General features: G+C 74.8%; 18 protein-coding genes and 1 pseudogene. 6 read left to right on the forward strand and 13 right to left on the reverse strand.

Translation table 11 applies throughout. The annotated features are described in order from the left end of the window. Nucleotides 1–22: 22 nt before the first annotated feature. A complete protein-coding gene (locus XF36_RS12095; protein ID WP_060712060.1) occupies nt 23–997 on the reverse strand; it encodes an alpha/beta hydrolase in 975 nt (324 codons plus the stop codon). 754 nt (nt 998–1,751) lie between these two features. Between XF36_RS12095 and XF36_RS32340 the strand changes: the two genes are divergently transcribed. Further along, the gene (locus XF36_RS32340; RefSeq protein WP_168169499.1) at nt 1,752–1,925 is read left to right on the forward strand and encodes a hypothetical protein; all 174 of its coding nucleotides are present in this window, start codon (nt 1,752–1,754) and stop codon (nt 1,923–1,925) included. 27 nt (nt 1,926–1,952) lie between these two features. Here XF36_RS32340 and XF36_RS12105 read toward each other — a convergent pair whose 3' ends face one another. Together XF36_RS12105 and XF36_RS12110 are read right to left on the reverse strand one after the other, a co-directional pair. Further along, the gene (locus tag XF36_RS12105) at nt 1,953–2,498 is read right to left on the reverse strand and encodes a DUF4334 domain-containing protein (protein WP_060712062.1); all 546 of its coding nucleotides are present in this window, start codon (nt 2,496–2,498) and stop codon (nt 1,953–1,955) included. A 92-nt stretch (nt 2,499–2,590) separates the two neighbouring features. Beyond that, a pseudogene (locus XF36_RS12110) lies at nt 2,591–3,882 on the reverse strand (MFS transporter). A 188-nt stretch (nt 3,883–4,070) separates the two neighbouring features. Between XF36_RS12110 and XF36_RS12115 the strand changes: the two are divergent. The 4 genes from XF36_RS12115 to XF36_RS12130 all read left to right on the forward strand — a co-directional run bounded on the left by XF36_RS12115 (nt 4,071) and on the right by XF36_RS12130 (nt 7,149). Beyond that, nucleotides 4,071–4,946: an alpha/beta fold hydrolase gene (locus XF36_RS12115; protein ID WP_060712063.1), complete on the forward strand. Its 876-nt coding sequence runs from the start codon at nt 4,071–4,073 to the stop codon at nt 4,944–4,946. Next, nucleotides 4,946–5,689: an enoyl-CoA hydratase-related protein gene (locus tag XF36_RS12120; RefSeq protein WP_060712064.1), complete on the forward strand. Its 744-nt coding sequence runs from the start codon at nt 4,946–4,948 to the stop codon at nt 5,687–5,689. Before XF36_RS12115 ends, XF36_RS12120 begins: the two co-directional genes overlap by 1 nt. A gap of 10 nt (nt 5,690–5,699) precedes the next feature. Beyond that, complete coding sequence (locus XF36_RS12125; protein ID WP_060712065.1) at nt 5,700–6,746, forward strand: DUF4185 domain-containing protein; 1,047 nt, start codon at nt 5,700–5,702, stop codon at nt 6,744–6,746. Nucleotides 6,747–6,807: 61 nt separating this feature from the next. Continuing rightward, nucleotides 6,808–7,149, forward strand: coding sequence for a hypothetical protein (locus XF36_RS12130; RefSeq protein WP_060712066.1), 342 nt, complete (start codon nt 6,808–6,810; stop codon nt 7,147–7,149). Here XF36_RS12130 and XF36_RS12135 read toward each other — a convergent pair. Then, entirely contained in the window at nt 7,112–7,504 is a 393-nt protein-coding gene (locus tag XF36_RS12135; RefSeq protein WP_145981342.1) for a hypothetical protein, read from the reverse strand. The genes XF36_RS12130 and XF36_RS12135 overlap by 38 nt on opposite strands. Nucleotides 7,505–7,671: 167 nt before the next feature. Between XF36_RS12135 and XF36_RS12140 the strand changes: the two genes are divergently transcribed. Next, nucleotides 7,672–8,334 (forward strand): TVP38/TMEM64 family protein, encoded by a 663-nt coding sequence (locus XF36_RS12140; RefSeq protein WP_060712068.1) that lies wholly within the window; start codon nt 7,672–7,674, stop codon nt 8,332–8,334. Between the two features lie 25 nt (nt 8,335–8,359). Here the strand turns inward: XF36_RS12140 and XF36_RS12145 are convergent, their stop codons facing one another. From XF36_RS12145 to XF36_RS12180, 9 genes are all read right to left on the reverse strand, one after another. After that, entirely contained in the window at nt 8,360–9,709 is a 1,350-nt protein-coding gene (locus XF36_RS12145) for a uracil-xanthine permease family protein (RefSeq protein ID WP_060712069.1), read from the reverse strand. 113 nt (nt 9,710–9,822) lie between these two features. Next, nucleotides 9,823–9,999 carry a hypothetical protein gene (locus XF36_RS32345; RefSeq protein WP_168169500.1) on the reverse strand — a complete coding sequence of 59 codons (177 nt, stop codon included), beginning with the start codon at nt 9,997–9,999 and terminating at the stop codon, nt 9,823–9,825. Further along, complete coding sequence (locus XF36_RS32350; protein WP_168169501.1) at nt 9,993–10,136, reverse strand: hypothetical protein; 144 nt, start codon at nt 10,134–10,136, stop codon at nt 9,993–9,995. The genes XF36_RS32345 and XF36_RS32350 overlap by 7 nt, the downstream gene beginning before the upstream one ends. A gap of 391 nt (nt 10,137–10,527) precedes the next feature. Beyond that, nucleotides 10,528–11,325 carry a molybdenum storage protein subunit alpha gene (locus XF36_RS12155; protein WP_060712071.1) on the reverse strand — a complete coding sequence of 266 codons (798 nt, stop codon included), beginning with the start codon at nt 11,323–11,325 and terminating at the stop codon, nt 10,528–10,530. Then, nucleotides 11,322–12,149, reverse strand: coding sequence for a uridine kinase (locus XF36_RS12160; RefSeq protein WP_060712072.1), 828 nt, complete (start codon nt 12,147–12,149; stop codon nt 11,322–11,324). The genes XF36_RS12155 and XF36_RS12160 overlap by 4 nt, the downstream gene beginning before the upstream one ends. A 450-nt stretch (nt 12,150–12,599) precedes the next feature. Beyond that, nucleotides 12,600–13,397: an ABC transporter ATP-binding protein gene (locus tag XF36_RS12165; protein ID WP_060712073.1), complete on the reverse strand. Its 798-nt coding sequence runs from the start codon at nt 13,395–13,397 to the stop codon at nt 12,600–12,602. Next, nucleotides 13,394–14,515: a FecCD family ABC transporter permease gene (locus XF36_RS12170; RefSeq protein ID WP_082375362.1), complete on the reverse strand. Its 1,122-nt coding sequence runs from the start codon at nt 14,513–14,515 to the stop codon at nt 13,394–13,396. Before XF36_RS12170 ends, XF36_RS12165 begins: the two co-directional genes overlap by 4 nt. Further along, nucleotides 14,512–15,708, reverse strand: a complete 1,197-nt coding sequence (locus tag XF36_RS12175; protein WP_060712074.1) for an ABC transporter substrate-binding protein — start codon at nt 15,706–15,708, stop codon at nt 14,512–14,514. The genes XF36_RS12170 and XF36_RS12175 overlap by 4 nt, the downstream gene beginning before the upstream one ends. A 23-nt stretch (nt 15,709–15,731) precedes the next feature. After that, nucleotides 15,732–16,931 (reverse strand): cysteine desulfurase-like protein, encoded by a 1,200-nt coding sequence (locus tag XF36_RS12180; protein WP_060712075.1) that lies wholly within the window; start codon nt 16,929–16,931, stop codon nt 15,732–15,734. Between the last annotated feature and the right edge of the window lie 257 nt (nt 16,932–17,188).

Consider the following 17,188-nt stretch of genomic DNA (forward strand, 5'->3'; position numbering starts at 1 on the left):
GGTGCCGCTCGCCCGGTCGCGATCAGGACTGCGGGGCGAAGTGGGTCCGCACCGCGTGCCCGAACCACTGGTCGCGGAACGCGGCGGCAGCCCGGCTCGCCGACGCCTTCGGAACGAGCACGTCGAAGCCGTGGTAGGCGCCGGCGAACTCACGGAACTCCACCGGGACGCCGGCCGCACGCAGGTTCTCCACGTAGTGGACGGTCTCGTCCCGGAACGGGTCGAGACTGCCCACGAAGGTCATCGTCGGAGGGAGCCCGGCGTGGTCCGTCGCCCGTGCCGGAGCCGCGTACGCCGGAACGTCGGCGGAGCCGTACAGGTCGCCGAGGTACAGCCGCCACGCCGACCGGTTGGTCACGGAGTCCCAGACCGGAGCGTCGTTGTCCCGCCCGGACTCGGTCTCTCCGCGATCGTCGATCATGGGGTACAGCGGCATCTGGAAGGCGACGGCGACCTCGCCCTTGTCGCGCGCGTAGAGCGTCGTCGCCGCCGTCAGCCCGCCGCCCGCGCTGCCGCCCGCGACCGCGATCTGGTCGGGCCGCACGCCGAGTCGGACGGCGTTGTCCCTCAGCCAGACCAGCGCCGCGTACGAGTCGTCGAGCGCAGCCGGGTACGGCGCCTCCGGGCTGAGGCGGTAGTCCGGTGAGACGACGACGGCGCCGCTCCCCGCGATCAGGGGCCGGAAGGAGGACGCCTCGAGCTCGGGGGCTCCCGTAACGTACCCGCCGCCGTGGAGCCAGAGCAGTCCGGGAGCATCGGGCCGGGCGTCCCGCGCCCGGTAGACCAGGATGCGCAGCCGCGACCCGTCGGGCCGCCGGATCCACTCCTCGCTTCGGACCAGACCGGCGGGCACCCGCCTGCGCAGCAGCCGGTCGACGGGCCCGGGGAGGGCGCTCGATCGGCGCAGCTGCTCCTCGGTCCGCGCGGACCGGATCCGGCGGATCAGCGTTCCGCGGCGCCGCAGCTCCGGGTCGATCTGCGAAGGGTGTACGGGCATAGCGGCCCTCCTCGTGGGGTCGGTCGCGTGGCTCTCGTCGTGAGACCGCGACCCCACCATAAGCAGTGGGGCCCCCCGTTTAGCCGCTGAGGTGCACCGCCGACGGTGACACGCACCCGCGGTCCTGGCCCCGGCCGCGCACGGAGCCGCGGAGCCGCGAAGGGCGAAACCGCGGGCGGCCTCCGGTACCGGAACGGCCGGGTGACGACCGGTCCCGCGCCGTCGTCACGCGTCGGCGGGCCGGCGCCACCGGAGGTGGGAGACACGGGCGAGCAGCACGGCCGTCCCGGCCACCACCAGGGCCACCGCGAGCACGGTGGTCATCGGCAGCAGCCACGTCACGTACAGGGCCGCGCCCCACCCCCGTCAGGCCGGTCGCGGCACCCACGACGAACGAGAGAGCCGTCCCACGACGACCGGGAGGACGGGGACCACCAGCCGCCACCGGGGCCCGGCCGTGCCGACCACGGCGTGACCGCCCCGCCCGAGCTGGCCGCGGTGTTCCGCGCGATCGGCACCCTCGACGGCACGCTGACCGCACCCGACCCGGGGTTCGGCCTGGTCACCGAAGCCCGCCGGTACGCCACCACCCGGCTGACCACCGAAGCCGTCCTGCTCCTGCCGATGCTGCGGCGGCTCCCGCACCGCGTCGACCGGATCGTCGGCGCGCGGGAGGCCGGCACCCTCACCGTCCGCGTGGCCCCCCTGGGCGGGGCACCTCGCCCGTCCGGCGGCCGGTGTCGTCGGCCAGCTCGTGACCAGCGCACTCGCCGCCGCGACCGGGCTGATGGCGGCAGGGCTGCTGACCGCGCCGACCGGTCCCGAGATCGGCCCCGGGCTCGCGCTCAACGGCCTGCTCGGCTACCTGCTCCTCATGGTCGCGGCGGTGCCGGGGCTGCGCGCCCTCGTCCGTTCCTACCGGTCCTGAGACCGCGGCGCGGCGGGGAACGGCCGGTCACTCGCGACGCAGGAAGAACAGGAACGGCTGGGGCAGGCCGCGCATGTCCATGGCGCCGAGCACGGTGTCGTCGTCGACGCGGCGGAAGACGTCGTGGATCGGGAGGTCGTCGTAGCACATGGTGGCGCTGGCGACCCCGCGGTACTCGGTGGTGCGCAACCGCGCCTTCGGGGCCCGGGTGGCGAGCGCGGGGCCCGCGGTGCGGGCGATCCGCGCGAGGGTGGCGTTGCGCAGCGCGGCCGGGTAGCGCAGCAGCGCGGGCAGCGGGACCAGGGCGGGATTGAGGGAGAACCGGCCGCCGCGGGGGTGGTCCATGACGAGCGGGTGGACGTCGTCGACGCCGTCGAACCGCTTGCCGTGCCAGCCGAAGCGGCCCAACAGCCCGTCCATCGGGTTGCCGGTGGGGATCTCACCGCCCGACCAGTCACCCAGCATCTCCTCGACCCCGACGGCGGGCAGCGCGTCGAAGAAGCCGAGGCCCTCCTCCAGGGTGGCGCCGTGCGCGAGGTGGCGGAGCGTGTCGGCCGGTGCGGTGCTGGTCATCGCGAGCTCTCCATCGAAACGTCGGCGTGTCGATCAACGGTACAACCCGCACCCCGCTCCGCCCCTGCTCGCGGGGTACCGGGCTACCGGGGTCAGCTCAGGGCGGAGCCCTTCGTCTCCGGCAGGGTCAGCACCGCGACGAAGGAGATCACCGCCCCGACGGCGACGTAGACGAAGAACAGGATCGCCAGGTCCGCCTCCTGCAGCGAGGCGATGACCAGCGGCGCGGTCCCGCCGAACACGGCGACGGTCAGGTTGTACCAGGCGCCGATCCCCAGGGCGCGGACCGTCGTCGGGAACAGCTCGCTCATGATCGCCGGCGCGACCGAGGTCATCGCCGTGTAGAGCCCCAGCCCGACGGTGAACACGACGAACATGTTCCAGAAGCCGGGCCCGATGAGGAACGACAGCGGGACGACGAGCAGCGCGGTGGCCGCGGACCAGACGAGCATCTGGGGTCGGCGGCCCCAGCGGTCGGCGGCGGCCCCCATCGGGTACTGCAGGAGGACGAAGATCGCCGTGGCGATCGAGAGCGCGAGGAACACCTCGGTCGCGTCCGCGCCGCGGGAGCGGGTGGCGAACGGCGTCAGCGCGGAGAAGAACGTGTAGTAGCAGAGGGTGTGCAGGATTGTGAAGCCGACGAGCTGCGCCACCGCCTTCGGGTGCTCGCGCAGGGTCAGCAGGAGCGGGTTGCGGATCCGGGCCGCCGACTCCTTGTTGTCCTCGAACTGCTCGGTCTCGCTCATCTGACGGCGCATCCAGAGCCCGATGATGCCGAGCACCCCGCCGAGCAGGAACGGGATCCGCCAGCCCCAGGCGGCGAGCTGGTCGTCGGTCAGCGTCGCCGCCAGCACGAAACCGGTGAGCGAGGCGAACAGCACCGCGGTGCCGGAGGAGATGTAGAAGAACGACGAGTAGCGCCCGCGCCGCTCACGGGGGGGATCTCGGCGAGGTAGGCCGAGGCGTTGGAGACCTCCCCGCCCAGCGACATGCCCTGCGCGATGCGGGCCAGCAGCAGCAGGACCGGGGCGAACCAGCCGATCATCGAGAACGTCGGCAGCAGGCCGATCACGAACGAGCCGCCCGCCATCAGCAGGATCGTCACCAGCATCGCGGTCCGGCGGCCCTTGAGGTCGGCGAACCGGCCCAGCAGCAGACCGCCCAGCGGCCGGAAGAAGAAGGCGAGCGCGTAGGTCGCCAGCGTCGAGATGAGGGCCAGCGCCGCGTTCTCGGGCGGGAAGATCTGCGTCGCGAAGTAGATCGAGAACGTCGCGTAGATCGTCCAGTCGTACCACTCGACCGCGTTGCCGATGGACGCCGCGACGAGCGTCCGGACCGGAAGACGATGACGCTCCGTCGTTGCGGGGCTGGCTGGCTGGGACACGGTTCCCCCTGACGTGTCGGCCGAACGGTCGGCGAACCGTATCCGGTGCGGCCCGACAAATCGACCGGACCGATCAGGAGAGGACCGGACCGGGTATCGCCGCCACGCGCCGTGCACCCCATCATCACTTCTCGGTAGACCGGGCCGGGCGGCCCGGCGCCGCCCCACGACCCCGGAGGATCCCCGCGATGCCACTGTCCACCGCCACCGACGGCTTCCGGCTGGCCTACGACCGTCACGGCGAGCCCGGTGCACCGCCGGTCCTGCTGCTGCACGGCTGGCCGGGCGACCGGACGGACATGGCCGCCGTCGCTGCACGGCTGGCCCCGGCGCACGACGTGGTCGTCCCCGACCTTCGCGGGTTCGGCGCGTCCGAGAAGCACGACCGCGACCCGGCCGAGCAGTACTCGGCGGCCGCGCAGGCACGCTCGCTGACCGCGCTGCTGGACGAGCCGGACCTGTCCGGTGTGGTCGTCGCGGGCTACGACGTCGGCAGCCGCGTCGGCCAGCAGATCGCCGCGGACCGGCCCGACCTGCTGCGCGCGCTCGTCGTCACCCCGCCGGCGCCCGGTGTCGGCAGGCGGATCCTGGGCGAGGTCCCGGTGCGCGAGTTCTGGTACCAGTCATTCCACCAGCTCGACCTGGCCCGCGAGCTCGTCGACGGCGACACCCGTGCCGCCCGCGCGTACCTGCGCCACTTCTGGTCGCACTGGTCCGGGCCCGGGTTCACCCCCGACGACGAGCGCCTCGACCACCTCACCGCCGTCTACGGGGCGCCGGGCGCGTTCGTCGCGTCGATCAACTGGTACCGCTCCGGCGGTGGCGCGGTGGCCCGCTCGCTGGCCGAGACCGCGCCCGACCCGGCCGATCGGGTCACCGTCCCGACGACGTTCCTGTGGCCCGAGCACGACCCGCTGTTCCCGCGCGACTGGTCCGACCGGCTCCCGGAGTTCTTCACCGAGGTGACCGTCACCCCCGTCGACGGCGTCGGGCACTTCGTCCCGGTCGAGGCACCGCAGGTGTTCGCCGACGCGGTGGCCGCGCCGCCGCGGACGGTGAGCTGATGGGGACCCCGCGGGTGCGCGACGACGGCCCCGTCCGGACCGTCACCCTGGACCGCCCCGACGCCGCGAACGCCCTGCACCTCGTCGACGTCGACGCCGTCGCCGCGGCCGTCACCGACCTCCCGGACCGGGTGCGGGTCGTCGTGGTCACCGGGGCCGGGGACCGGGCCTTCGGCGCCGGGATGCACCTCGACGTCTTCCGCGACGCCGACCCCGGCGACGGTCGCGCGATCATCACCCGGCTCGCGGCCTGCCTGCGTGCGGTGCGCACCGCGCCGGTCCCGACCATCGCCCGGCTGAACGGCGCCTGCCTGGGTGCCGCGTTCGAGCTGGCCATGGCCTGCGACCTGCGCGTCGCCCACACCGGGGTGCGGGTGGGGCTGCCCGAGGTGCGCCTCGGGATCCCCTCGGTGCTCGACGCGGCACTGCTGCCCCGCTACGTCGGCGCCGCGCTCGCCCAGGAGATGGTCCTGACCGGCAGCGTGCACCGGGTCGACGAGCCGGGGACGGCCCCGCTGGTGAACCGGCTCGTCGACTCCCCCGCCGGGCTCGACGCCGCCGTCGACGAGCTCGTCGCGGCCCTGCTCGCCCCGACCCGCGAGGTCCTGGCGGCGCAGAAGGAGCTGCTCGAGACCTGGCGCGAGCAGGGCATCACCGGATCGGTGGAGGCCAGCGTCGACACCTTCGCCGAGGTGTTCGCGCTGCCCGCGACCCGCGCCGCGATCGCGCGGTACCGGCCGTAGGGTCGCCGCCATGGCCGTCACGACCAAGATCGCCGACCTGACCGGGCCCGGGCACACCGACCGGTTCGGGATCGGCGGCACCGACCTCGGCATACTCGCCACCGCGCCGGACGGGCGCCTGGTCGCCGTCTTCGGCGACACCTTCGAGCGGGCCGGCGTCGGCGGGCCCGGCTGGCGCTCCCCGGTCGTGCTGTTCGCCGACCCGGACGGGTTCCGGACCGGCCTGCGCTGGACCGGCTCCGGTGGCGACACCGCGGACTACGCCTGCCGGCTCGTCAGCAAGCCGGCGACGAACTGGTTCCGGCTGCACCGCCGCGTCACCACGATCCTGCCCGCCGACGTCATCACCGTCGGCGACACGATGTACCTGCACGTCATGGCCAACAAGGGCCTCGGCAACGTGCTGTGGAGCGAGATCATCGCCTCCCGCGACAACGGCGTCACCTGGGAGCGCACCGGCTGCGACTGGCCCGGCGACCACCACGACGGCCTGTTCCAGCAGCTGACCTGGTGCGACGGCGGCGACGGGTACGTCTACGCCTACACCACCGGCTTCCAGCGCCGCGACGGTCTGCTGCTGCACCGGGTGCCCGCCGACCGGATCACCGACCGCGACGCGTGGGAGCCGTGGGGCTTCGCCGGGGAGCGCTGGGACTGGGGCAACCCGCCGACGCTGACGCTGCCGGGTGCCTTCGGCGAGCTCAACCTGCGCCGGGTCCCGGGCCCGGACGGACGCGAGCACCTGCTGCTCACCGCCTTCGACGCCGGGAACTACCGGATCGACACGCTGCTGCTCGACCGGCCGAACGCCGACCTGCACCGTGCCCCGCGGACCACCGTGCTCACCGGCTGCGGCTGGGACGACGAGGACCACGCCACCGGCCGAGTCGCGCAGCTCTACGGCGGCTACGTCGTCCCCGGCTCGACGCTCGACGACCTGCACCTCGTCGTCAGCCAGTGGAACACCACCACCCACTGGCCGTACCGCGCGATGCAGTTCCGGACGGACGTCACGGAGCTACTGCGGACGGAGCAGTCCGAGGTCCGGGCGTCATGAGAAGTGGGTACGTTCCGGCCGGGACCGCATCCGGGCGGGACGTCCGCTCGTAGGGCACTCCATGAGCTCGGAGCACGACGGGACGCAGCCCTTCACCGCGACGGTGGTCCTCGGTGGCTGTCCCCTCACCGCGGGCGAGCTGGGCGTGCTGGCGCGCACGCTGCCCGAGCTGTCCCGGGTGCGGACCGCGCACCGCGACGGGGAGCTGGTCCTGCAGGCCCGCCTCGACGACGTCGACGCTCCCGCCGCCGTCCGGCGGCTGCGCCGCGTGGTGCCGCGGCTGCTGACCGGGTTCCCCGGTGTCGTCGTCGCGGCCACCCCCGGGCCCGCACTCCGGCCGAGGAGGCCGTGGCGATGCCCCGGGGTCAGCCGGGGTCCTGCCCGCCGGGCGGCAGGAGGCTGAGGTACCAGCGGCCCGCCTCCTCGGTGACCGACAGCGTCACCAGAACCGGACCCGAGCGGATCTCGACCCGGTCCGCTCCGGTGGGCAGCACGACGGGTGACCCGGCCGCCTGCAGGCGTTCGACGTAGTCGTCGGCGAAACCCCGGTCCGGGGCGTCGAGCAGCAGCTCGTGCAGCCGGGCACCGCCGTCGGGGCTCCGCAGCGCGGCGGCGGCCCGGTCGTGGAGCGCAGCGGGGTCGTCGGCGCCGCGCTCGCCCGCCGCCGCGATCAACGCGACCGTCCCGACGATCCACACCCCGACGAACGCGACGGCGATCCACCCCAGCAGAGTGCGAGTGCGCGCAGGACTTCTCATCAGGGCAACAACTGTGTCATACCGGACACCCGCACACCGGACACCGTCGGCCGCCGCACACCGGTCGCCGTTCACCGGGCCGTGCCGATGCTCACCCGAACCCCGCGGGTCCCCCCGCTCGTAGATCCGGGTGGAGGTGGTCGACGGTGGCCCGATGGTGGCGACCCGTGCTGCTGGTGACGCTGGTGATCGCGGGCTCCGCGGTCCTGCTGGTCACCGGCTGGCCGACGGTCGACGGCGTCCGTGCGACGACGGCGGCCGCGGGCTGGGCGGCGCCGGTCCTGTTCACGCTGCTGTTCGTCGGGTTCACCCTGGTCCCGGCGCCTGCGACAGTGATGGGCATCGCCGCCGGCGTCCTGTTCGGCCTGCCCGTCGGCCTGGCGACGACGATGACCGCGGTCGCCGTCGGCTCGCTGATCGGCTTCGTGCTGTCGCGGACGCTGGGCCGCGAGGTCGTCGCCGGGATCGGCAGCGCCCGCATCCGCCGTCTCGACGCTCGGCTGCGCCGGGGCGGGCTGTGGGCCGTCGCCGGGGGCAGGCTGCTGCCGGTGATCCCGTTCCCGGTGCTCAGCTACGCCTGCGGGCTGACCGCGATCCGGCTGCGTGACTACCTCGCCGGGTCCGTGCTGGGCGTGCTGCCCTCGGCCGTGGCGTTCGTGACCATCGGCGCCTACGGCGGGGACCCGGGCTCGGTGCCGTTCCTCGTCGCGGTCGCCGGGCTGGTGGTGCTGACCGTCGCGGCGCTGGTGGCGTCCCGGTCACGGCGGCGGGCCGGGCGGACGGCCGGGCGGACGGAGACGGCACCGGTGCCGTCGGGTCCGGTGGCCTGACCCGCCACGGCCGGCCGGCCGGTCCTCACGCGGGCGGTGCGCCCGCCGTCGCGGCGTCCCGCTCGGGACGGCCCGGCAGCACCAGGTTCAGCAGCACCGCCACCACCGCCGTCACGACGACGCCGGACTCCAGCAGCGGGCGCCACTGCCCGGGCACCAGCGCCAGCAGGTTCGGCACCGACGCCAGGCCGCGCCCGAGCCCGACCGACAGCGCGACGACCACCAGGGCACGCTGGTCGAGGCCGCGCTCGGTGAGCATCTGGATCCCGATGGCGCACACCATTCCGAACAGCAGCACGACCCCGCCGCCGAGCACAGCGGGCGGCGTCGCCCCGATCACCGCCGCGGCCTTGGGCAGCAGCGCCATCGCGACGAGTACCCCGGCCGCGATCGTCACCACGTGCCTGCTCATCTGGCGGGTGAGCGCGATCAGCCCGATGTTCTGGCTGAACATGGTGGTGGGCAGCGCGGAGAAGACCGCGCCGAGCAGCGCGCTGCCGCCCTCGGCGAGGATCCCGCCGCGCAGCTCCTGGCTGGTGGCGGGGCGCCGGGCCCCGGCCTGGGTCACCGCGTTGACGGTCCCCACGGAGTCGACCATGTTGACCACGCCGACGACGGCCACGGTCAGGATCGCGACCACGTCGAAGCTCAGCCCGAACGCGAACGGCGTCGGGAACGCCACCCAGCCCGCGGGCCCGACCCCGGCCAGGTCCACCATGCCCAGCGCCAGCGCGACGAGGTAGCCCACGACCAGCGAGATCAGCACCGCCGCCGTGCCGAGCAGCCCGCGCCCCCACCGGTTGAGCACTACGGCGAGCACGAGCACGAACGCGGCCAGCCCCAGGTTCGCCGCGGCGCCGAAGGTCGGCGAGCCCGCCCCGCCCACGGCGAGGGTGAACGCCGACGGCAGCAGACCGAGTCCGATCACCAGGATGATCGTGCCGGTGACCAGGGGCGGGAACAGCCAGGCGATCCGGTGGATGTTCAGCGCGATCACCACCTGGACGACCGCGGTGAACAGCACCGCGCCCCACACCGCGGCGAGCCCGCGCTCGGCGGCCAGCGGCACCGCGACCGAGATGAACACGAACCCCGAGCCCATCATGATCGGCAGCCGGCCGCCGACGATGGAGAACCCGATGGTCTGCAGCAGCGTCGCGAGGCCGGCGCACAGCAGCGCCCCCTGGATGAGCAGGGTCCGCTGGGCCGGTGTCGCCTCCACCGCGGTGGCCAGCAGGAACGCCGGGGTCAGGTTGCTGGCGAACATGGCCAGCACGTGCTGCAGCCCGAGCGGGACGGCCTCGCGCAGCGGCGGCATCGTCTCGATGTCACTGCGGTCCGGCGTGGGCGCGGGTCGGGGTGCGGTGGTCGCCATCGCTCCTCCTCGGTCGGATGCGACGACGGTGCCCCGTCCGGATGACACCCGTGTGACGCGCCGTTACAGCTGTTTCGTCCGGTTCGGGGGACGCCGGCATCGCCCGGCGGCGCTCAGGTCCCGATCGCCCCGGACAGGGTCGCGGCGAGGGCCCGGACGTCGTCGAGCAGCAGGTCCGGGGCCTGCAACGCGGCGAAGTGCCCGCCGCGGTCGTGCTCGGTCCAGCGCACCACCCGGTGCGAGCGCTCCGCGAACGGCCGCACCGCGTGGTCGCCGAGCAGGTTCAGCACCGCGGTCGGCACCCGGACGGCGGGCGGGTCTCCCGGAACGCCGTGGGCGCGATCTCCCGGTACAGGCGCATCGCGGACCCGGCGGTGCGGGTGAACCAGAAGCTCGCGACGACGGCGAGGTAGGCGTCCGGGTCCACAGTGTCTGTCGGGTCGTCTCCGCGTCGTAGTCGACGAACCACTCGAGGTGCCAGGCCAGCAGACCGACCGGGGAGTCGGTCGTCGCGTAGCCGAGCGTGGACGGGCGGGTGCTCTGGATCGCGGCGTACCCGCTGCGCCCGGGCCAGGTCTCGCCGAGCTCGGCGACGCGGGCCCGCTCGGCGTCGGTCAGGCCGGCGAGCGGGTCGGCCGCTGACGGGTCGGGGGACGCGCCGACCAGCGCGTTGAGGTGCACCCCGAGTACCCGGCCGGGGTCGATCTCCGCCTGCGGGACGGGGAACGGGTTCGGTGCCAGCGGTGCCGTCGGTGCCACAGGTTTCATGGCGTCGACCGTGGCACCGAACCCGGACGGGTCCGGTCAGCGTGCCGCGGTCAGGCAGAGACGACGGTCCCGACGTGCTCCCCGGCGAGGGCCTTCGTCACGGTCCCGGCGACGGTGCCGTTGACGATCTGCACCGACCGGACGTGCCGGGCGCGCTGCAGGGTGCGCAGTGCCTCCCGGTCGATCGGCAGGGGCCGGGCGGGGTCGGCGAGCAGGTCGGCCGCGGTCGCCGTGCGTAGCACGGTGCCCCCGTCGAGCACACCGTCGACGTCGCGGACGTAGGTCAGCGACGCGGCACCCCAGGCGTCGGCCAGCAGCAGCGCGCCGGTGTCGGTGCGGTGCGGCGGGATCTTCCCCGCCGCCGCGGGCAGCTCGTGCACGCCGTAGGGCGGGTAGCCGTTGGTGACGGCGGCGTTGGACGCGGCGAGGTGCACCGGAAGCTGGTGGGCGACGGAGTCGTGCCCGAGGTAGGCGACGCCCCGCTCGGCGAGCAGCGCGGCGACGAGATGACCGTTCTGCTCGGCCTCACGACCGGCGATCTCGGCGAGCGCGCCGGTCGGCAGGCCCAGGTCGAGGCCGACGCCGAGCGCGTGCCGGGCGCGGATCCCGGCGCCGGTGGCGATCAGCAGCGGGTCCCCGGAGATCGCGGCGCGCAGCTCCTCGACGATCGGCAGCAGCACGTCGCGGCCGCGGTCGACGATCGAGCGGCCGCCGAGCACGACGACGCGCAGTCGGGGCAGCATCCGGATGACCGGCTGCTGCTGGTCGACGGGGCGGACCCGGTCGCGGTCGAGCAGGGTCTGGCGGGCCAGCGGGGACTCGACGTCCTTGGGGTGGGTGATGCTCATCGGGCGTCTCCCGCGGTGATGATCGTGCCCACGTGCTCGCCGGCGAGCGCGCGGGTGAGGTTGCCGGGCTTGAGACCGTTGACGATCTGGATCGAGCGGACGTGCGTCGCGTGCCGCATGAGCTCCAGCACCGGGCGCTCGACGATCAGGTCGGGCAGGTCCCGCTCGATCAGCTCGTCGACGGTGATCTCCGGGATCAGCGTCGCCGACGGGTCGTTCTTCGGGTTCGCGGTGTAGAGGCCGTCCTCGTCCTTGACGAAGATCATGTTCTTGCAGCCGTAGGTCTCGGCGACCAGGTAGCAGCCCGCGTCGGTGCGGTAGGGCGGGATCACGCCCTCGTCGGGCAGTGGCTGCCACATCGCGTACGGCGGCATGCCCGCGAAGATCGCCGCCCGGACCTCAGACAACGACAGGGGCAGCGCGTCGAACCCGCCCCCGGCGACGACCGGCACCCCGTGCCGGGCCATCAGGTAGCCGAGCATGGTGGCGTTCTGCCCGGCGACGGCGCTGCCGACCGAGCTGAGCACACCGGTGGGCAGGCCGAGCTCGGCGGCCAGGGAGTACTCGTGCCGGGCGCGGGTGCCGCCGCCGGTGCCGATCAGCAGCCGGTGCGTCGACCGGGCCTCCAGCAGCTCCTCGACCAGCGGGAACACCGCCTCACGGCCACGGTCGATGAAGCTCTGTCCACCGACCTTGACCACCGACACGTCGGGCAGGACCCGGGTGTCGGGCGTCCGCTCGGTGGCCGCGGCGAGCTCCGGGTCATCGAGCGACCGGGTCAGCAGCAGCGACTCGAGCTCGGCCGCGCTCGCGGCGTGCGTCATCGCATCTCCTCGTGTTCGGGTGCGCGCACCCGGACGGGCCACGCGGTCGAGGCGAACCTAGCGACTCCGGGCAGCGTCGTGCCGCCGACGCCACGGGCGCCATCGGCCGGGCTGCGGTACCGGACCCGGGCGGCGCTCCGTCGGCGCGGCCGGTCGCGCTCGACCGGCCCGCATCCGCTGGTCACGACGCCGTCCGGGTGATCCCTGCCACTGGCCGGAGCCCGCTCCGCAGCTCCGGCCCACTCCGCGCTCCGCCCCCGCACCCACGGCACACCCCCGCTACGCGCGTTGTCGCACGGGTTCCGGCCCCGCCGCTCGTATGTCGACGCCGGGTACGAGCGGGCGGGGGCGATACGGCCGGACGGGTGCAGGGCCGCGGCGGGCAGCGCGCCGGCACGGCGGCGCGACGGCACGGCGGCACGACGGCACGGCGGCACGGCGGCGGGCGCCTCAGACGCGTAGCCGGAAGGTGCCGGTGGGCGCGTCGAAGGCCAGCTCGTCGGTGTCGAACGCCGCCCCCACCGCACCGGAGGCGGCCAGCTCGCCGGGCGTCCCCGTGCACAGCGCGCCGGCACCGTCGAGCAGCCAGGCGCGGTCCGCCAGGCGCAGCGCCGGTTCCAGGTCGTGGGTGGACAGCAGCACCGCGAGGTCCTGCTCCCCCGCGAGCCGGCGCAGCGTCCCGAGCAGCGCGACCCGGGAGGAGACGTCGAGGAACGCGCTCGGCTCGTCGAGCAGCAGCAGCGACGGCTGCTGGGCCAGTGCGCGGGCGACCATCATCCGCTGCCGCTCGCCGTCGGACATCCGGGCCAACGGACGTCCGGCCAGGGGGCCGGCGCGGACCGCGTCGATCGCGGCGTCGACGGCGGCCTCGTCGCCCGCGGTGAGCACACCGACGGCACCGGTGTGCGGCAACCGCCCCAGCTCGACGACGTCGCGGCCGGTCAGCTGCCCGGGGTCCGGCCGGTCGGTCAGCACCACACCGACCCGGCGGGCCCGTTCGGGCGGCCGCAGCGCCAGCAGGTCGGTGCCGTCGAGGGTCACCGCGCCGCCCAGCGCGGGCTGCAGGCCGGCGAGGGTCCGCAGCAGCGTCGACTTGCCCGTGCCGTTCGCCCCGAGCAGCACGGTCAGCTCGCCCCGCGCGGCGACGGCGTCCACCCCGGACAGCACCGGGCACACCCGGGCCCGGCGCAGCGCCCTGCCCTGCGCGTACCCGGCGACGAGCCCGGTCAGCACCAGCCCGGCGTTCACCAGGCCGCGCCCAGGCGTCGGGAGCGCAGCAGCACCGCGATCACCACCGGTGCCCCGACCAGCGAGGTCACCACGTTCAGCGGGATCACCGTGCCGACCCCGGGCGGGTTCGCGACGACCGCACACGCCAGCCCGACCAGCGCACCGGTCAGCGCGGTGGCCGGGACGAGCACCCGGTGCCGGGAGGTGCCGACCGCCAACCGGGCCAGGTGCGGCACGGCGATGCCGAGGAACCCGATCGGCCCGCAGAACGCGGTGACCGTCCCGGCGAGCACCGCGGCGACCCCCAGCACTGCCAGCCGCACCCGGGCGACGTCGACGCCCGCGGTGCGGGCGTAGTCGTCGCCCAGCAGTAGTCCGTCCAGTGGCTTGGCCAGCACGAGGACCCCCGCCAGCCCGGCCACGACGATCCCGCCGAGGATCGGTAGTTCGCCGCGGCCGACGCCGGACACCGAGCCGAGGCCCCACATCAGGTACTGCTGCGCGGTGCGCGGGTCGGTCCAGACCAGCAGCAGGCTGACCACGGAGGTGACCCCCGACCCCAGCATCACGCCGATCACCAGCAGCGCGGTCACCGACCGGGCGAACCGCGACAGCGCCAGCACCAGCGCGAGCACGGCGGCGGCACCGACCGCCGCGGCCGCGACGGTGGTGAACCGTCCCCCGACGACCGGTGTGGCCCCGAGCCCACCGGTGGCGAACGCCGCGGCCCCCGCAGCCGCCCCGAAGGTGGTCACCAGCGCGACGCCGAGCCCGGCGCCCGCGCTGACCCCGAGCACGTAGGGCTCGGCCAGCGGGTTGCGGAACAGGGTCTGGGTGAGCAGCCCCGCGGTGCCCAGCCCGACACCGACGGCCGTCGCGGTCACCGCCCGCGGCACCCGCAGGTCGGTGACGAGCAGGTCGAGCCGGGCGTCGGGGGCGCCGATGCCGAACAGCGCCGACAGCGTCCGATCGAGCCCGATCACCACCGAACCGGTCGACACGGCGAGGGCGAACAGCACGACCACCCCGGCCGCGAGCAGCACCAGGGCCAGCGGTGCGCGGCGTCCCGAGCGCTGCCCTGCCCGGTCCAGGACCCGGCTCGCCGCGGCGGGCGACGCCGGTGCGGCCGGCCTCATCCGGCGGGCACCTGCCGGTAGTAGGTGAAGGCGTGGCCGGGCAAGACCTGTGGGTGCAGGATCGCGACGAGGTCGGCGAGGATCTCGTCCTGGTGCAGTGCGCCACGCTCGTAGAGGGGGTTGCCGCCGTCGGGGGTGGTGGCCCTGTCGCGGGTCCACAGCTGCCCGCCGGGGCGGACCGCGGCGAGCGAGGACAGCCGCGGGTCGACCGCGGCGACGTCGGCGGTCGGGGCGAACGGGCCGTCGGCGAGCCAGATGCGGGCGTCGCCGTCGTCGGCCAGCACCCGCTCCAGCGACTGCGCCCGGGTGCCGGTGCCCGGCATCCCGGCACCCAGCCAGGTGGCACCGGCGTCGCGGAAGAGAATGCCGGCGGTCGACTCGGCGGCCGGGACGTTCCAGCCGCCCTGGTAGGGCTGACCGGCGACGATCGGGGTCGGGGGCAGGCCGCGCACGCGACCGGCGAGGTCGGCGTAGCGGCCCGCGATGCCGTCGAAGATCTCCGCGGCGCGGGCGTCCTGACCGGTCAGCGCCCCCGCGACCTTGATCCACTCAGCCTGGCCGAGCGGGCCGGTCTCGAGGTAGTCCGCCCAGCCGACCACCGGGATCCCGGCCGCGGACAGTGCCGGGAACGCCGCGTCGTCGGTCCCGGCCGAGAGCACGACCGGCGGCGCGGCGGCGACGACCGCCTCGGCGTCGATCGTCGAGTTCGGCGCGAAGTCGACGGCGGCGCCGGAGGCGACGCGGGCACGCACGGCCGGGTCGGTGACCAGCGCGGCCCCGCCGACGCCGGTGATCCGGTCGAGCCCGCCCAGCTCGGTGATCATCGGGAGCTGGGTGGTCGAGCCGGCGAAGATCCCGCTCACCGGGGTGTGCACGACCGGGGCCCCGGCGAGTGCCGCGGGCAGCGCCGGGTCGCCCTGCCCGCAGCCGACGAGCACCACCGACTGCGGCTGCCCGCCCGGGAAAGGTGTGCGGACGGTCAGGACCCGGTAGCCGTCGCCGCCGGTGATCGTGACGTTGGTGGCGTGGGCGAAGGCGACCGTGTCGTCCGGGGTGGACGCGGCGCCCGGCACGCAGTCCTGCGCCGCGGCGCCGGTCCCACCGGGGGCGGGCGGTGCCGTGGCGGGCGCGGAGCACCCTGCGACGACGGCCAGTGCGAGCAGGGCCGCGAGGACCCGACGATGACGCGTCACCTGAACAGTCTCACATATGTGGATCAGGCCCCGACGAAGGCGGAGAGCCCGTCCAGGAGCCGGTCGACGTCGTCGTCGGCGGTGTAGCAGGCCAGCCCGATCCGCAGGGACCCGGTGTCCCCCAGGCCGAGCCGCCGCGAGCACTCCAGCGCGTAGAACGACGACGCGGGCGCCGCGATCCGCCGCTGCGCCAGGTACCGGTAGGCGTCGACGGGGTCGCGGTCGTCGAAGGTCACCAGCAGGGTCGGGGTCCGCCGGGCCGCCCGGGACCGCACCGTGACCCCGGGCAGCGCGGCCAGGTGGGTCTCGATGCGCTCGCGCAGCGGGCGCTCGTGCTCCTCGACCGCCGCCATCGACGCCAGCAGGCGCGCCCGGCGGTCCCCGGTCGCCGACGGGTCCAGCGCGGCGAGGAACTCGACGGCCGCGGTGGTGCCGGCGAGCAGCTCGTAGGGCAGGGTGCCGAGCTCGAACCGCTCGGGCACCGCGTCGCTCGACGGCGCCAGCTTCGCCGGGCGCAGCGTCTCCAGCAACGCCGGGTCGGCGGCGAGCACCCCGCAGTGCGGGCCCAGGAACTTGTAGGGCGAGCAGGCGTAGAGGTCGGCGCCGATCGCGGCGAGGTCGATCGGGACGTGCGCGGTCAGGTGCACGCCGTCGACCATGAACAGCGCCCCGGCGGCGTGCACGGCGGCGGCGATCGCGGGCAGGTCGGGGCGGGTCCCGACCAGGTTCGACGCACCCGTCACCGCGACGAGCCGGGTGCGGTCGGACAGCAGCGGCGTCACGTCGTCGAGCTCGGTGGTGTCGGGGTCGAAGTCCAGCCACCGCACCGTCGCCCCGGCGGCCTGCGCGGCGATCGCCCAAGGGCGGATGTTCGCGTCGTGGTCGAGGCGGGTCACGACGATCTCGTCACCCGGCGACCAGGTCGCGGCCAGCGTCCGGGCGAGGTCGAAGGTCAGCGCGGTCATGCTGCGCCCGAACACGATCCCGCGCGGGTCGGCGCCGAGCAGGTCGGCCATCGCGGCGCGGGTGCCGAGCACGATCGCGTCGGCGGCGCGTTCACCGCTGGTGACCGTGCCGCGGTTGGCCAGCGGGGAGGTCATGGCGGCCGCGACCGCCCCCGCGACCGAGTCCGGGACCTGGGAGCCGCCCGGCCCGTCGAAGTGGGCGATCCCGGCGCGCAGGGCGGGGAAACGGCTGCGGACGGCGGCGACGTCGTAGCTCATGACCGCACCCTGTCACGCCGGCGCCCGGCCCACGCCCGGACAACGAACACATGTCATCGGGGTGTCGTACCGCCCGTGTGGCTGACACGCGGGCCATGATTCCTCCCATGTCGAGGTCCTGGGAGCACTCGCGCGGGCGCCACGCCCCACGTCGGCGGCGACGCTCGGTGCACCGTCGCGCCTGGGCGGTGCTCGCGACCTCGCTGGTCGCACTGGTGGTCCTCGTCGCGGGCGGGACCGCCGCGATGGCGGGCGGG

This window comes from Pseudonocardia sp. HH130629-09, from assembly GCF_001294645.1.
Classification (GTDB): Bacteria; Actinomycetota; Actinomycetes; order Mycobacteriales; family Pseudonocardiaceae; genus Pseudonocardia.